This is a genomic window from Streptomyces sp. NPDC004266, from assembly GCF_042874095.1.
Taxonomy (GTDB): Bacteria; Actinomycetota; Actinomycetes; order Streptomycetales; family Streptomycetaceae; genus Streptomyces.
Window position 1 is genome coordinate 245,836 of record NZ_JBIAMM010000006.1, and the last position, 14,772, is coordinate 260,607.

The 14,772-nt window shown below is 73.0% G+C and carries 11 protein-coding genes; 8 read left to right on the forward strand and 3 right to left on the reverse strand.

The window, feature by feature from the left end; translation table 11 throughout:
• Nucleotides 1–295: 295 nt before the first annotated feature.
• From ACFYUZ_RS17205 to icmF, 7 genes are all read left to right on the forward strand, one after another.
• Nucleotides 296–3,091 carry an alpha/beta hydrolase family protein gene (locus ACFYUZ_RS17205; protein ID WP_389309889.1) on the forward strand — a complete coding sequence of 932 codons (2,796 nt, stop codon included), beginning with the start codon at nt 296–298 and terminating at the stop codon, nt 3,089–3,091.
• Between the two features lie 300 nt (nt 3,092–3,391).
• Nucleotides 3,392–3,907 (forward strand): hypothetical protein, encoded by a 516-nt coding sequence (locus tag ACFYUZ_RS17210; RefSeq protein WP_389309892.1) that lies wholly within the window; start codon nt 3,392–3,394, stop codon nt 3,905–3,907.
• A gap of 96 nt (nt 3,908–4,003) precedes the next feature.
• Nucleotides 4,004–4,846: a DUF4097 domain-containing protein gene (locus ACFYUZ_RS17215; RefSeq protein ID WP_389309895.1), complete on the forward strand. Its 843-nt coding sequence runs from the start codon at nt 4,004–4,006 to the stop codon at nt 4,844–4,846.
• A gap of 76 nt (nt 4,847–4,922) precedes the next feature.
• Nucleotides 4,923–5,921 (forward strand): ATP-binding cassette domain-containing protein, encoded by a 999-nt coding sequence (locus tag ACFYUZ_RS17220; RefSeq protein WP_389309897.1) that lies wholly within the window; start codon nt 4,923–4,925, stop codon nt 5,919–5,921.
• Nucleotides 5,918–6,703, forward strand: coding sequence for an ABC transporter permease (locus tag ACFYUZ_RS17225; RefSeq protein WP_389309899.1), 786 nt, complete (start codon nt 5,918–5,920; stop codon nt 6,701–6,703). Before ACFYUZ_RS17220 ends, ACFYUZ_RS17225 begins: the two co-directional genes overlap by 4 nt.
• A 145-nt stretch (nt 6,704–6,848) precedes the next feature.
• Nucleotides 6,849–7,679 carry a glycoside hydrolase domain-containing protein gene (locus ACFYUZ_RS17230; RefSeq protein ID WP_389309901.1) on the forward strand — a complete coding sequence of 277 codons (831 nt, stop codon included), beginning with the start codon at nt 6,849–6,851 and terminating at the stop codon, nt 7,677–7,679.
• 228 nt (nt 7,680–7,907) lie between these two features.
• Nucleotides 7,908–11,138, forward strand: a complete 3,231-nt coding sequence (icmF, locus tag ACFYUZ_RS17235; protein ID WP_389309904.1) for a fused isobutyryl-CoA mutase/GTPase IcmF — start codon at nt 7,908–7,910, stop codon at nt 11,136–11,138.
• Between the two features lie 81 nt (nt 11,139–11,219).
• Here the strand turns inward: icmF and ACFYUZ_RS17240 are convergent, their stop codons facing one another.
• On the reverse strand, nt 11,220–12,401 hold the full coding sequence (locus ACFYUZ_RS17240) for a low temperature requirement protein A (RefSeq protein WP_389309906.1): 1,182 nt from the start codon (nt 12,399–12,401) through the stop codon (nt 11,220–11,222).
• A 173-nt stretch (nt 12,402–12,574) separates the two neighbouring features.
• Between ACFYUZ_RS17240 and puuE the strand changes: the two genes are divergently transcribed.
• Entirely contained in the window at nt 12,575–13,483 is a 909-nt protein-coding gene (puuE, locus tag ACFYUZ_RS17245; protein WP_389309908.1) for an allantoinase PuuE, read from the forward strand.
• A gap of 51 nt (nt 13,484–13,534) precedes the next feature.
• On the opposite strand, the gene ACFYUZ_RS17250 is transcribed toward puuE, so the two are convergent.
• A complete protein-coding gene (locus ACFYUZ_RS17250; RefSeq protein ID WP_389309911.1) occupies nt 13,535–13,720 on the reverse strand; it encodes a CsbD family protein in 186 nt (61 codons plus the stop codon).
• Nucleotides 13,721–13,840: 120 nt separating this feature from the next.
• On the reverse strand, nt 13,841–14,722 hold the full coding sequence (locus tag ACFYUZ_RS17255) for a diacylglycerol/lipid kinase family protein (protein ID WP_389309914.1): 882 nt from the start codon (nt 14,720–14,722) through the stop codon (nt 13,841–13,843).
• Nucleotides 14,723–14,772 lie beyond the last annotated feature (50 nt).

Here is a 14,772-nt window from a genome sequence, read left to right on the forward strand (position 1 = left end):
CCCCGGTTTGTTTATTTTGTTTTTGGTTTTGTTGGGGGGGGGGTAATTGGTTTTCACCGTGCCCGGTTACGAAAGCGCTTTACCCCCCCGGCCCCCGGGGGCGGGCGGGGGGGGCTCCCCCCCCCCCGGGCCCGGCCCCGTTCGTGACGACACCGTTCCCCGTCTCCTTTCTGACGCCGCATGAGACAACCGACGGGTGTCCGTCACCGTCCTCACGGAACGAGAGGGGCAGCGGGGAGGACCGGAATCCGGCCTCCCCGTCGCCCCGACGAGACCGATCGTGAGGAAGACCGCTTTGATACGTGTCACACGCGGCGTGACCACCGCCGTGGCGTTACTCGCACTGACCGCGGCGTCGCCCTGGCCGGCGTCCGCGCAGCCCTCACCCGCGTCACCGCGGGCCGGATCCCCGGAGAGCCGGTCCGGCGACCTCACCCTCCCCGAGGGCTGGCAGGTCACCGGGGACGGCGCGGGCAGGCAGCTGGTCTGGACCTCGCCCGAGCGCGTGCCCGCGGGCGACGCCCGGATCGAGTTCCACGCCGGCGAGCGGCTCCTCGGCCGGCCGCTCCCCCGGCCGGACGGCCGCTCCTTCGCCCTGCCCCTCGGCGGCCTCCGGCTCGAAGAGAGCATGGAACTGCGGGTGACGGCCGGGGGCCGCCGGCTCGACGCGGCCGGACGCGCCGGCGCCGCGCGCGAGCGTCCCCCCGTCCCCGCCGCCGTGCCGGAGGCGCCGCTTCCGGCGAACCCGGTCGACCCGGGGGCGCCGGGCCGCTACCGGACCGTCAGCGGCGAGTACGCCCTCAGGTCCGTACGCCTGCCCGGCCTCCCGCAGCCCGTCGAGATGCGCGCCACCGTCGTCGGCCCGGCCGGAGCACCCGGCAGGCGGCCGGTCGCCCTCTTCCTGCACGGCCGCCACGACACCTGCTACACCCCCGGGACGGAGGACGTCCGGATCACCTGGCCGTGCCCGGCGGGCACCCGGCCGATCCCCAGCGAGCAGGGCTATCTGCGCGCCCAGCGGCTCCTGGCCTCCCAGGGGTACGTGACGGTGTCCATCGCCGCGAACGGCGTCAACGGGCAGGACGGGAACCTCGAGGACGCCGGCGCCCAGGCCCGCTCCTCCCTGGTCCGGCTCCACCTCGCCCGCTGGGCGGACTGGTCCGCGCACCCGGCCTCCGCCCCGGCGGCCGTACGGAGGACCGCGCCCGCCGACCTCTCGCGGGTCCTCCTCGTCGGGCACTCCCGGGGCGGCGAGGGCGTCAACCGGGCCGCGCTCGACAGCCTGAACCCGCCGCCCGCCGCCCAGGACGGCTACCGGGGTCCCGTGCGGTGGAAGATCCGCGGCAACGTCCTGATCGGGCCCACCGTGTTCGGCCAGAACCCGGCCCCCGACGTGCCCTCCACCACCATCCTGCCGGGCTGCGACGGCGACGTGTCCGACCTCCAGGGCCAGATCTACGTCGACGGCACCCGTGGCGTCAGCCGGGGCACCGCCCTGCACAGCGCGGCCTACGTCGTCGGCGCCAACCACAACTTCTTCAACTCCGAGTGGACTCCGGGGCAGGCGAAGGCACCGGCCATCGACGACTTCTCGTCCGACGACGGGACCGACCCGGTCTGCTCCCCCGGCACGGCGACCCGTCTGACGGCGACCCAGCAGCAGGCCGTCGGCGCCACCTACGTCGCCGCGTCCGCCCGGCTGTTCGTCGGGGGCGACGACGCGGTCCGGCCGCTGCTCGACGGCACCGGCCGCCGGGCGCCGTCGGCGGGACCGGCACGGGTCCTCACCCACGCGGTCGGCGCGCACCGCACGCCCGCGTTCCTTCCGGGCCCCTCGGTCACCGTCACCGGCGGCGGCCGGCTGTGCGCCCAGATCGACCCCGACGCCGCCCGCGCCTGCCTGTCGCCCGAGGAGGGGTGGTCGCCGCACTTCGCGTTCTGGGAGACCTCCCCGGAGCCCGGCCGCGACGCCGTCGCGATGAAGTGGACGGGCCGGGGAGGCCCGGTCGCGGTGCGCCCGGCCCGGCCGGTCTCCCTCGCGGGCGCCGGGTCCCTGGCCCTGCGCGTGATCGTCCCGCCCAACAGCAGCGGCACCGAGCTCGACGTCGCCGTGACCGACGCCTCGGGCCGCCGTGCGCACCTGGGCCGTGCCCGCGTCGACGGACTGCCCGGCAGCCCGCGCACCACCGCGTACTGGAGCCGCGAGCTCCGCGTACCGCTGGCCGCCGCCGTCCGGGCGGGCCTGGACCTGAAGCGGATCGGCACGCTCGAACTGACCCCGCGCGGCGGCGTCGGCCGCGCCTGGCTGATGGACGCCTGGGGCTGGCGCCCCGGCACCCCGGCGGCGGCCCCCGCACCGCTCGCGCGCGTCGACATCGGCCGCCTGACGGTCGCGGAGGGCGACTCCGGGGTCCGGACCTACCGGGTGCCGGTGACGGTCTCCGGCCGGGGCAGCGGCCAGGTCCGTCTGTTCGTCCCCGTACCCGGCACCGACGGGGTCACGTCCCGCACGGTGACGGTGCGTCCGGGACGCCACGACATCGACGTGCCGGTCGAGGTGCGGGGCAACACGCGCTACGGCTACGACGTGACCCACGACGCGTTCGTCAAGGCGGTCCGCGGCACGGTGGTCGGCTCGCACCGGGGCGGCGTGACCGCGCGGAACGACGACGCCATGCCGACCGTGCGCCTGACGCCCGTCGCGGACGACGTGGCCGAGGGCTCCGCGCTGGTGTGGCGGGTGACGCTCTCCGCGCCGGCCGACGCAGAGATCTCCGGCGGGATCCGCCTCGAGGCGGTGACCGACGGTCCGGAACTGTCCACGACGGATGTCGACCGGGCCTGGCTGGAGGCGCAGTTCGGCGAGGTGACGGAGCCCGGCAGGCCGCTGTCCGCAACGCTGGAGGGCGGCACGAACCTGTGGTTCTCCGTCCCCGCGGGCCGGACGACCACGGAGGTGACCGTCCCCACGGCCCGGGACGGGCTGGCGGAACCGACGGAGCTCCTCCGCGGCTCGTCGTACACGTACGACGGGTCCTGGGAGCCGGTCCCGGGCCCGGAGGTCACGGGCAGGGTGCGGGACGCGTCGTGAGCTGACCCGAGGTGACGGAAGCGGGGCGGCCGGCGGATTCCTTCGGGGGCGCCGGTCGCCCTGCGCCACGCCATGGCACCGCGTGGCACCGCGTGGCGCCGCGTGGCACCGCGTGGCACCGCGTGGCGCCACACGGTGCCACGTAACACCGGCCACCACGGCAGGCCCCACCTGGCACCATGCCCACCCCGCAAGACACCACGAAGTTTCCGCAGTTCACAGGCGGTTCAGCCAGGAAAGGCGCCACCCCCTCCCCCGCGGCGCTTGCGCATGGCGCCATAGTGGTGCCATCATGACGTCATGGACCTCACCCCGTATGTCGAGAACCTCCGCCGCGAGCTCGCGGTGGCCGCCGAAGCCGGCGGCGAGGAGGCGCGCGAGCTGGCCGAGCGGCTCACCGCCCCCCTGGAATCGGCGGCCCGGCTGACCCTGCTCAACGCGCTCTCCGCCGCGACGGACGAGATCACCCGTGAACTCGCCCCCGGTTCGGTCGACGTACGGCTCCGGGGCCTCGACCCCGACTTCGTGGTGACGCCCCCGCCCACCACTGGTGGCACCCCGAAGCCGGACGCCGCCACCGAACCGCTCCCGGCCCCGGCACCCGGCGAGGGCGACGAGGGCGGCACCGCCCGCGTCAACCTGCGCCTGCCGGCCCACCTCAAGACCCGCGCCGAGGAGGCGGCGGCGCGCGAGGGCCTGTCGGTCAACGCCTGGCTGGTGCGGGCCGTGTCGGCCGCGGTCGGCGGCGGCACCCGGCCGCGTACGCCGGAGAGGCCCCAGAGCGTCGGACAGAGCATCACCGGCTGGGTGCGCTAGCCGCACCCCGGGCCCCGCCGCTCCACCCGCACCACCTCACCCACACCGCGTCCCACCTGCGGGGACGACCTGAAGACTCAAGAGGACGGGACAGCCATGCCTTCTTTCGACACCCCCGAACCGATCTCGGCCACGGCGCGCGTGGAGGCCGGTTCCATCCAGTTCATCGCGGGTGACCGCACCGACACCGTGGTCGAGGTGCGGGCGCGCAACCCGCAGAAGGACCTGGACGCGCGGACCGCGGACCAGACGGAGGTCACGTACGCGAGTGGCGTGCTGACCGTCAGGACGCCGAAGTCCACCATGTTCGGCCGCACCGGCGTCGTCGACGTCACGGTCGAGCTGCCCGCCGGCTCGCGGATCGACCTGACCGGCGCCTGGACCCAGGTGCTCGGCGAGGGCCGGCTCGGCGAGGTCCGCGTGAAGACCTCGGCGGGCGACGCCCGCTTCGACACCACCGGCCCGCTGCACCTGACCGCGTCGCACGGCTCGATCACCGTGGACCGGGTCGAGGGCAAGGCCGAGATCACCACGAGCTCCGGCAGCCTGCGGGTCGGCCTCGTCGACGGCCCCGCCGTCCTGAAGAACTCGCACGGCACCACGACCCTCGGTGCCGCGACCGGCGACCTGCGGGTGAGCGGCGCCAACGGCGACATCGAGATCGGCCGCGCCGAGGCCTCGGTCGCCGCCACGACCGCCCACGGCACCCTGCGCGTCGGCGAGGTGGCGAGCGGCACCGTCCAGCTGGAGACCTCGTACGGCGCCATCGAGGTCGGCATCCGCGAGGGCGTGGCCGCCTGGCTCGACGCCCACTCGATTTCCGGCCAGGTGCGCAACGGGCTCACCGCGTCCGAGGCCCCCGGGAAGGCGGAGGACACCGTCGAGGTCCGCGCCCGCACCCGCCACGGCAACATCGACATCCGCCGCGCCAAGGCCTGAGCGCCGGCTCCGCACCCAGTCGCACCCCTTCTCCCCTCCTCCCCTCCTCCCCTTCCCCCTTCGATCGGAGGGCCCCATGCCTTCTTCTGTCATGCCCATGACCAATCAGACGGACGGGCGACCGCCGTCGGCCGCCATCACCGCCGTCGGCCTGCGCAAGTCCTACGGAGACAAGACCGTCCTGGACGGCATCGACCTGCACATCCCGACCGGCTCGATCTTCGCCCTGCTGGGTCCGAACGGGGCGGGCAAGACGACGGCGGTGAAGATCCTGTCCACGCTGATCACGGCGGACGGCGGTCAGGTGCGGGTCGGCGGCCACGACCTCGCCACCGAGGCCCAGGCGGTACGGGCCGCGATCGGCGTCACCGGCCAGTTCTCGGCGGTGGACGGCCTGATCACGGGCGAGGAGAACATGCTCCTGATGGCGGACCTGCACCACCTGTCCAAGCAGGAGGGCCGGCGGGTGACCGCCGAACTCCTTCGGCGCTTCGACCTCACCGAGGCGGCGAAGAAGCCGGCGTCCACCTACTCGGGCGGCATGAAGCGCCGCCTGGACATCGCGATGACCCTGGTCGGCAGCCCGCGGATCATCTTCCTGGACGAGCCGACCACCGGCCTGGACCCCCGCTCCCGCCACACCATGTGGGGCATCATCCGCGAGCTCGTCACCGGCGGGGTCACGGTCTTCCTCACCACCCAGTACCTGGAGGAGGCCGACCAGCTCGCCGACCGCATCGCCGTCCTCAACGGCGGGAGGATCGCCGCCGAGGGCACGGCGGAGGAACTCAAGCGCCTGATCCCCGGCGGGCACGTGCGGCTGCGCTTCACCGACCCGACCGCGTACCGCGCCGCCGCCACCGCCCTCACCGGCGCCGCACGCGACGACGAGGCCCTCGCCCTGCAACTGCCCAGCGACGGAAGCCAGCGCGAACTGCGCTCCGTCCTCGACTGGCTGGACTCCACGGGCATCGAGGCGGACGAACTCACCGTCCACACGCCCGACCTGGACGACGTCTTCTTCGCCCTCACCGCCACCACCGTTCCCGCCCAGCCGAAGGAGTCCGCCCGATGAGCACCCTGTCCCTGGCCGTCCGTGACACGACCACGATGCTGCGGCGCAACCTCCTGCACGCCCGCCGCTATCCCTCCCTCACCCTGAACCTGCTGCTCACCCCGGTCATGCTCCTGCTGCTGTTCGTCTACATCTTCGGCGACACGATGAGCGCGGGCCTGGGCGGCGGCGACCGCTCCGACTACATCGCCTACCTCGTCCCCGGCCTGCTGCTGATGACGATCGGCTCCACCACCATCGGCACCGCCGTCTCCGTGTCCAACGACATGTCCGAGGGCATCATCGCCCGCCTGCGGACCATGGCCATCCACCGCGGCTCGGTCATCACCGGCCACGTCATCGGCAGCGTCCTGCAGTCCGTGATCAGCGTGGTCCTGGTCGGCGCGGTCGGGGTGGCCATCGGCTTCCGCGCCACGAACGCCACCGCCGTGGAATGGCTCGCGGCCCTCGGTCTGCTGGTCCTGTTCGCCCTGGCGCTGACCTGGATCGCGGTCGGGATGGGCATGGTCAGCCCGAACGCCGAGGCCGCCAGCAACAACGCGCTCCCGCTGATCTTCCTCCCGCTCATCTCCAGCACCTTCGTCCCCATCGACGCCATGCCCGGCTGGTTCCAGCCCATCGCCCAGTACCAGCCCTTCACCCCCGCCATCGAAACCCTCCGCGGCCTGCTCCTGGGCACCGAGATCGGCCACAACGGCTGGCTCGCCCTCGCCTGGTGCCTCGCCCTCGCCGTCCTCGGCCACCTCTGGACCAAGAAGGTCTTCAACCGCGACCCCAAGTGACCGGGACACACCGAGCGGGCCGCTCCCCCGGGCGGCGCACACCGACACCCCGTCGGCGTGCGCCGCCCGTTCGGTCCCGCCCGGCTCCCCCAGTAGAGTGAGCGGGCTCCGGGAGGCCGGAGCCCGATCGTGTGTGGGGTGGGGAATGGCGAAGCACCGGCTGTCCAGGAAAGGCCGTCGCATGGCGCTGGCGACGACGGCCGTCGCGGTCGTGGCGGGTGCCGGGGTCGCGGCGCAGACCTCGATGGCGGCCACCGCGTGGCCGGCCCAGCGGACGTACACGGGCCGGGCGTTCGACGCCTGCACGGCGCCCTCGCTCACCGCGATGAAGGCGTGGAAGAAGGACGCGTACTACGGCGGCGTCGCGGTCTACGTCGGCGGGAAGAACCGCGGCTGCGCCCAGCCCAACCTGACCAGGTCGTGGGTGAAGTCGGTCGACACGCTCGGCTGGCGGGTCATCCCGCTGTACGTCGGCGCCCAGCCTCCCTGCCAGAAGAGCGGGAACAAGGAGAGGTTCACCGCGGCCACCGCGGTCTCGGTCGGGGCGAGCAACGCCGACGACGCGGTCGCCAAGGCCTCGGCGCTCGGCATGAGGCCCGGCAGCCCGGTCTACCTCGACATGGAGCCGTACGACACCGCCGACAAGGCGTGCAACGACGCCACCCTCGCCTACGTGCGGTCCTTCACCAAGACCCTGCGCGCCAAGACCTACCGCGCCGGCCTCTACGGCTTCAGCAGCTCCAGCGCCAAGGCGGTCGCCACGGCCAAGGACCGCACGGACCTGCCGGGCAACCTCTGGTACGCCCTGTGGAACGGCCAGGAGACCACCACCAAGGACTGGCCCTGGGACCCGAAGCTGTACACCGACCACAGCCGCGGCCACCAGTACAAGGCGAACAGCAGGGAGACCCGCGGCGGCCACACCATCACCGTCGACCGCAACGCCTGGGACGCCCCGGTCGCCATCGTCGGCTGACCGGCCCCGGGGGCCCGACACCCCCGTCCCCGCACGACACGGGCGTCCGCCACCCACCGGCGGACGCCCTTCTGTTTCCCCAGGTGGACGGCGTGTTCCCCGCCCCGCGCCGATCTCCGGGACCGCCCCCGCCGGTGTGCACCCGGTCACACCGGTCTCACCTTCTGCGAAACTAGTAGGACGTCCTACTATCTGTGGGGTCCCACTTACCTCCCCGGGAAGGTCCACATGACCGCTCTGCACCGGCCCGTGCACCCCGTCCGTCTGGTCACCGCCTCGGCGCTCTTCGACGGACACGACGCCTCGATCAACATCATGCGGCGGATCTTCCAGTCCCAAGGCGCCGAGGTGATCCACCTCGGGCACAACCGGTCCGTGCAGGAGGTGGTGGACGCGGCGCTCGAGGAGGACGTCCACGGCGTCGCGGTCTCGTCCTACCAGGGCGGGCACGTGGAGTACTTCGAGTACCTGGTCCAGTCGCTGCGCGAGCGCGGCGCGGACCACATCCGCGTGGTGGGCGGCGGGGGCGGCGTCATCGTGCCCGAGGAGATCACCCGGCTCCGCAACAGCGGGGTCACCATCTTCTCCCCCGAGGACGGCCAGCGGATGGGCCTCGCCGGGATGATCAACTCGGTGATCGAGCAGTGCGACTTCGACCTCTGGGACGGCGGTCCGGCCGACGCGGCGGCGGTCCTCGCGGGCGACCGGTTCGCGATCGCCCGCGCCATCACCGGCGCCGAGCTCGGCAAGCTGTCCCCCGACTTCCTGGACCGGCTGCGAGCCGCCGCGGCGGCTCGCGTCACGCCCGTCCTCGGCATCACCGGCACCGGCGGCTCCGGCAAGTCGTCCCTGACCGACGAGCTCGTCCGCCGGCTCCGCGTCGACCAGCAGGACAAGCTGCGCATCGCGGTGATCGCGGTCGACCCGACCCGCCGCCGCGGCGGCGGCGCGCTGCTCGGCGACCGGATCAGGATGAACTCCCTCGACGGGGACCGGGTCTTCTTCCGCAGCCTGGCCACCCGCGGCAGCCACGAACTGCCCGAGCACCTGGCCGACGTGATCGACGTCGTCAAGGCCGCCGGATTCGACCTGGTGATCGTGGAGACGCCGGGCATCGGCCAGGGCGACGCGGCGATCGTTCCGTTCGTCGACACCTCGCTGTACGTGATGACGCCGGAGTTCGGCGCCGCCTCGCAGCTGGAGAAGATCGACATGCTCGACTTCGCCGACGTCGTGGCCATCAACAAGTTCGAGCGGCGCGGTGCCAAGGACGCCCTGCGCGACGTGGCCCGTCAGCTGGTCCGCAACCGCGAGGCGTTCGACAAGCGGCCCGAGGACATGCCGGTCTACGGCACCTCGGCGGCCACCTTCAACGACGACGGCGTCACCGCGCTCCACCAGCACCTCAAGACCGCCCTCGCCGAGAAGGGGCTCACGCTCGCCCCGGGCACGCTGGCGCCGGTCGACGTGCGCCACTCCTCCGGCATCCGGCAGGTCGTGCCCGCCGACCGGGTCCGCTACCTCACCGAGATCAGCGAGACCGTCCGCACGTACCACTCGGAGACCGAGCGCCTCGTCGAGGCGGCGCGCCGGGTGCAGCGCCTGGACACGGTCAAGGCCGAGCTCGCCCGGGCCGAGTACGACGAGGCCGGCGTGGACGCGCTGCTCACGGACGCCCGCAAGCGGCTCCCCCACGAGGTGGCGGACCAGATCGAGAAGTGGCCGGCCGTCGTGGAGTCGTACTCCGGCGACGAGCAGGTCGTGCGGATCCGGGACAAGGAGATCCGCACCAAGCTGACCCGCGAGTCGCTGTCCGGCAACAAGATCCCGCGCGTGGCCCTGCCCCGGTTCGCCGACCACGGCGAGCTGGTGCGCTTCTGGCGCCGCGAGAACCTGCCCGGTCACTTCCCCTTCACCGCCGGGGTGTTCCCCTTCAAGCGCGACGGCGAGGACCCCGCGCGGATGTTCGCCGGCGAGGGCGACCCGTTCCGCACCAACCGCCGGTTCAAGCTGCTGTCCGAGGGCCAGCCGGCCACCCGGCTCTCCACCGCCTTCGACTCGGTCACGCTGTACGGCCGCGACCCCGGCGAGCGCCCCGACATCTACGGCAAGGTCGGCACCTCCGGCGTCTCGGTCGCGACCCTCGACGACATGAAGACGCTCTACGACGGCTTCGACCTGATCGCGCCGACGACCTCGGTGTCCATGACGATCAACGGGCCGGCCCCGACGGTGCTCGCGTTCTTCCTCAACACGGCCGTCGACCAGCAGCTCGACCGGTTCCGCGCCGCCGAGGGCCGCGAGCCGTCCGCCGAGGAGGCGGCCGAGCTGCGCGCCCACGCGCTCGCCACCGTGCGCGGCACCGTCCAGGCGGACATCCTCAAGGAGGACCAGGGCCAGAACACCTGCCTGTTCTCCACCGAGTTCTCGCTGCGGATGATGGCCGACATCCAGGAGTGGTTCATCGCGAACAAGGTCCGCAACTTCTACTCGGTGTCCATCTCCGGCTACCACATCGCCGAAGCCGGCGCGAACCCGATCAGCCAGCTCGCCTTCACGCTCGCCAACGGCTTCACCTACGTCGAGACCTACCTGGCCCGCGGCATGGACGTCGACGACTTCGCCCCGAACCTGTCGTTCTTCTTCTCCAACGGCATGGACCCCGAGTACTCCGTCCTCGGCCGCGTCGCCCGCCGCATCTGGGCGGTGGCGATGAAGGAGAAGTACGGCGCCAACGAGCGCTCCCAGAAGCTGAAGTACCACGTCCAGACCTCCGGACGCTCCCTGCACGCCCAGGAGATGGACTTCAACGACATCCGCACCACCCTCCAGGCGCTCATCGCCATCTACGACAACTGCAACAGCCTGCACACCAACGCCTACGACGAGGCCGTCACCACCCCCACCGAGGAATCGGTCCGCCGCGCCCTGGCCATCCAGCTGATCATCAACAGGGAGTGGGGCCTGGCGATGAACGAGAACCCCCTGCAGGGGTCGTTCGTCATCGACGAGCTCACCGACCTGGTCGAGGAGGCCGTGCTCCAGGAGTTCGAGCGCATCAGCGAGCGCGGCGGCGTGCTCGGCGCGATGGAGACCGGCTACCAGCGCGGCCGCATCCAGGACGAGTCGATGCTCTACGAGCAGCGCAAGCACGACGGCACCCTGCCCATCATCGGCGTCAACACCTTCCGCAACCCCCACGCGGACACCGCCGAACCCGGCACCGTCGAACTCGCCCGCGCCACCGAGCACGAGAAGCGGTCCCAGCTGGAGCGGGTGCAGGACTTCCAGACCCGCCACCACGACCAGGCCCACACGGCCCTGGCCGCCCTCAAGGAGGCCGCGGTCAGCGGCGAGAACGCCTTCGCCGTCCTCATGGACGCGGCCAGGGTCTGCACCCTCCAGCAGATCACCGAGGCGTTCTTCGAGGTCGGCGGCCAGTACCGCCGCAACGTCTGACGCGCTCCCGCGCCGCACGCGGGTGCGGCGGTCCGGTCCGGCGGAGCACCGCCGGACCGGGCGGCGGTCGGGTCGGACCGGCTACGCGGTGCCGGCGGCCCGACGGCGGGACAGCACGGTCCTGGCGTACAGGAGGTGGGCGATGGCCTCGGCCGCGAGGAGGAGGACCACCAGCCACGGGGCGAGCACGTCCGTGCCGAGAACGACCAGGAGGGGGACCGCGACTCCGGGCAGCGCCCAGACGGCCACCTGACGCGGCGGACGGCCGAACCGGAGCGCGATCAGGGCGTGCGCTCCGTGGTAGACCGCCAGCCCGCCGGCGAGGGCCCAGACCGCGCCCCGCGCCAGGTGCTCGTGGCCGGACTCCTCCACGGCCGTGGCCAGCCCGGCGGCCATGGAGATGACGGCGGCGGTGACGAAGAAGTGGAGGAAGCCGCCCACGTCCCGGGCGAGGAAGTAGGCCTCGCGGGTGCCGGCGGCGCCCATGACGCGCTCCGCCGCCGTCGAGGCGAAGTCGAAGTAGGACCACCAGAGGGCGGCCAGCAGGACGAACCCGAGCAGCGCCACGACCCCGGCCCGGGCGGTCCACGTGTGGTCGGTGGACGTGATGAGGGCCAGCACCGACTCGCCGAGGACGATGATCACGAACAGGCCGACCCGCTCGACCAGGTGACCGGTGTGGACCCGGCCCGGGAGGCCTCGCCCCCGGGCGGTCAGCAGCAGGACCGTCTCCGCCAGCAGCAGGGCCGCCCACATCCCGTAGCGCCAGGGAGCGGGGACCGCCGCCGAGCCGGCCCAGAGCGCCCCGGAGAGCAGGCAGTAGGTCAGCGGCCGCCAGCGGGGCAGCGTGCGGGGCGCGGGATAGCGCGTGGCGGGCCACCACAGGGCGAGCAGGACGAGGCGGGTGCCCGCGTAGCCGAGGGCGTAGGCGGGGGCACGGTCGCCGTCGGCCTCGGGCACCGCGGCGGCCATCACGGCGAGGCACAGCATCGCCGTCAGCATGACGAGGCGGCGGCGGGCGCTGTCGTCCTGGAAGAGGTTCGCGGAGACCGTGAGGTTCGCCCACATCCACCAGGGCGGGAAGTAGAGGCCGAGGAAGACGGCGAACTCGCGCGGGCCGGGATCGCCGTGGAGGCCGTGCGAGAGCTGGGCGACGACGGCGACGAAGACCAGGTCGAAGAAGAGTTCCAGCCATCCGGCGTGCCGGGGCTCCGGCTCCGGCGTGCGCGACGGCGATGACGCCGGGGTGTGCGGAGTGCTCATCGGGCCATCCGAGGGGATTCGACAACGGCACGGGCTGGGTGCATCAGATCACGGATCCGGGCCCGCGCCGCCGAGGCGGGGGCGGCCCGGGGGGTCGTGCCGCCCCCGTCTCCGCCGAGGCGGCTTCGCCGCGCCTCGGCGGGAGGGCGGCCGTCCGGCGGTAGGGTGCCGCCGTGTCCGAGCAGCAGCGCGACCTCGTCGGCTACGGCGCCGAGCCGCCGCGTGCCGCCTGGCCGGGCGGTGCCCGTGTGGCCGTCAGCCTCGTCCTCAACTACGAGGAGGGCGGCGAGCGCAACGTCCTCGACGGCGACCCGGCCTCGGAGGGTTTTCTGCACGAGGTCGTCGGCGCGCCGCCGGTCACCGGCGGACGTGATCTGAACGTGGAGTCGATGTTCGCCTACGGCGCGCGGGCAGGGTTCTGGCGCGTCCACCGCACGGTCGTCGCGCACGGTGCGCCGCTCACCGTGCACGCCGTGGGACAGGCCCTCGAACGCCATCCGGACGCTGCGCGTGCGATGGGCGCCGCCGGGTGGGAGGTGGCCGGCCACGGCTGGCGCTGGATCGACTACCGCGACGTGCCCGAGGATGTCGAGCGCGCCGACGTCGCGCGCACGGCCGCGACGATCGAGCGGCTCGTCGGACGCCGGCCCGTGGGGTGGTACACCGGCCGGACGAGCTCCGCCACGCGGCGCCTCGTCGTCGAGGAGGGCGGTTTCCTCTACGACTCCGACGACTATTCGGACGATCTCCCCTTCTACGTGGAGACCGCCGGGCGCCCGCACCTCGTGGTGCCGTACAGCCTCGACGCGAACGACTTCAAGTTCTTGATCGTCCACGGGTTCACGACCGCGGACGACATGCTCGCCTATCTCGTCGACACGTTCGACGCCCTGCACGCGGAAGGTGCCGAGCGCCCCCGCATGATGAGCGTCGGCCTGCACTGCCGGATCATCGGCAGGCCCGGCCGCGTCCGCGCCCTCGACGGATTCCTTCGGCACGTCGCACGGCGCGGCGGCGCGTGGGTCGCCACGCGCGAGCAGATCGCCCGGCACTGGCTGGCCACTCACCCTCCGTCGTCCTGAGCCCCGCGGCGGGGCGTCGGCGCGGACGCCCCGCAGGCATCCGTGCCCGCCCTAGGAACGGTCGTGTCTGAACGAGTCCCTGATGCCTTCGGCCCGACGACGAACGCTCGTCGCCTTCTGACGGATCTTGGCTCTCACCTGGTCCGTCCTGCCCTCGGCCTCGAGGCGCTCGTGGCCGGTGATCTTTCCGGCGATCTCCTTGAGCCTGCCCTTGGCCTTCTCCACTCCGGCGTTCATGCCCGTGGTCCCTCCGTGACGTCGGTTCCCACCCCTCCACGCTAGGTTCGCGCGGCCCGGGGTGCTCGTCGACGCCCGGCCCCGGCGTCCCCACCGGTCGGGGGAGGTCCCGCGCCGTGCTCAGGCCAGCACGCGGAGAGCGGCGGGCCTCACCCTGAGGGTCACCGGCAGGGTCGCGTCGACCTCGCCGTCCGCGCCGTACGGGAGGGGGCGGTCGGCCTCGATGCGAATCTCCCTGCCCCGCAGGATCTCGATCTGGGGGCGGTTCACGTGCGCGCCCGTCTTCAGCTCGTTCATCATGGCGAAGAAGAGACGCTTGGGCGCCTCCTTGATGACCACGACGTCGAGGAGGCCGTCGTCGACCCGGGCGCCCGGTGCGACGTTCCTTCCGAATCCGTAGAAGCCGGAGTTGGCCGCGACCACGGTGTAGCCGGTGCGCTCGTGCCGGATCCCGTCGATCGTGATGCGGTACGCGGCGGGCTTCCAGGCGAGGACCGCCCGGAGGCCGCCGGCGTAGTAGGAGGCCGCGCCGCGCAGCAGACGGGAGGCGTTGGCGTGGCGGTTGGCCACCGCGTCGACACCCGCGTACACGCTGCCGAGGACGTGGGTCCCCGTGTGCCCGGCGGACTCCACCTCGATGGTGTCGACGGCCCGCGGTTCGCCGTCGAGCAGCACCTTCGCGAGGCCCGGGGCGTCCGTGGGAAGCCCCAGGGCGCGCGCGAAGTCGTTGCCGCGGCCGGCGGGGACCAGGCCGAAGACCGTGTCCGTGCCGCTGAGCGCGCCGCCGACGGTGCCGGCCATGCCGTCACCGCCGACGGCGAGCACGACGTGCCCCTTCGCCCCGGCGTCCCGGGCGAGTTCCCGTGCGTGTTCCAGGCTGCGGCTGTAGACGGTGTCGAGCCGCGCGCCCGCCTCCCGCAGCAGCCGGGCCAGCGGGAGCAGACCCGCCGTGCCGCTGGAACCCCCTGCGGTGGGGTTGACGACGGCGGTGAACTGTCGCATGGATCTGGCCTCCGGGCGGCAGAAGAAGGAGTTCGGGAGGAAGGGGTTCA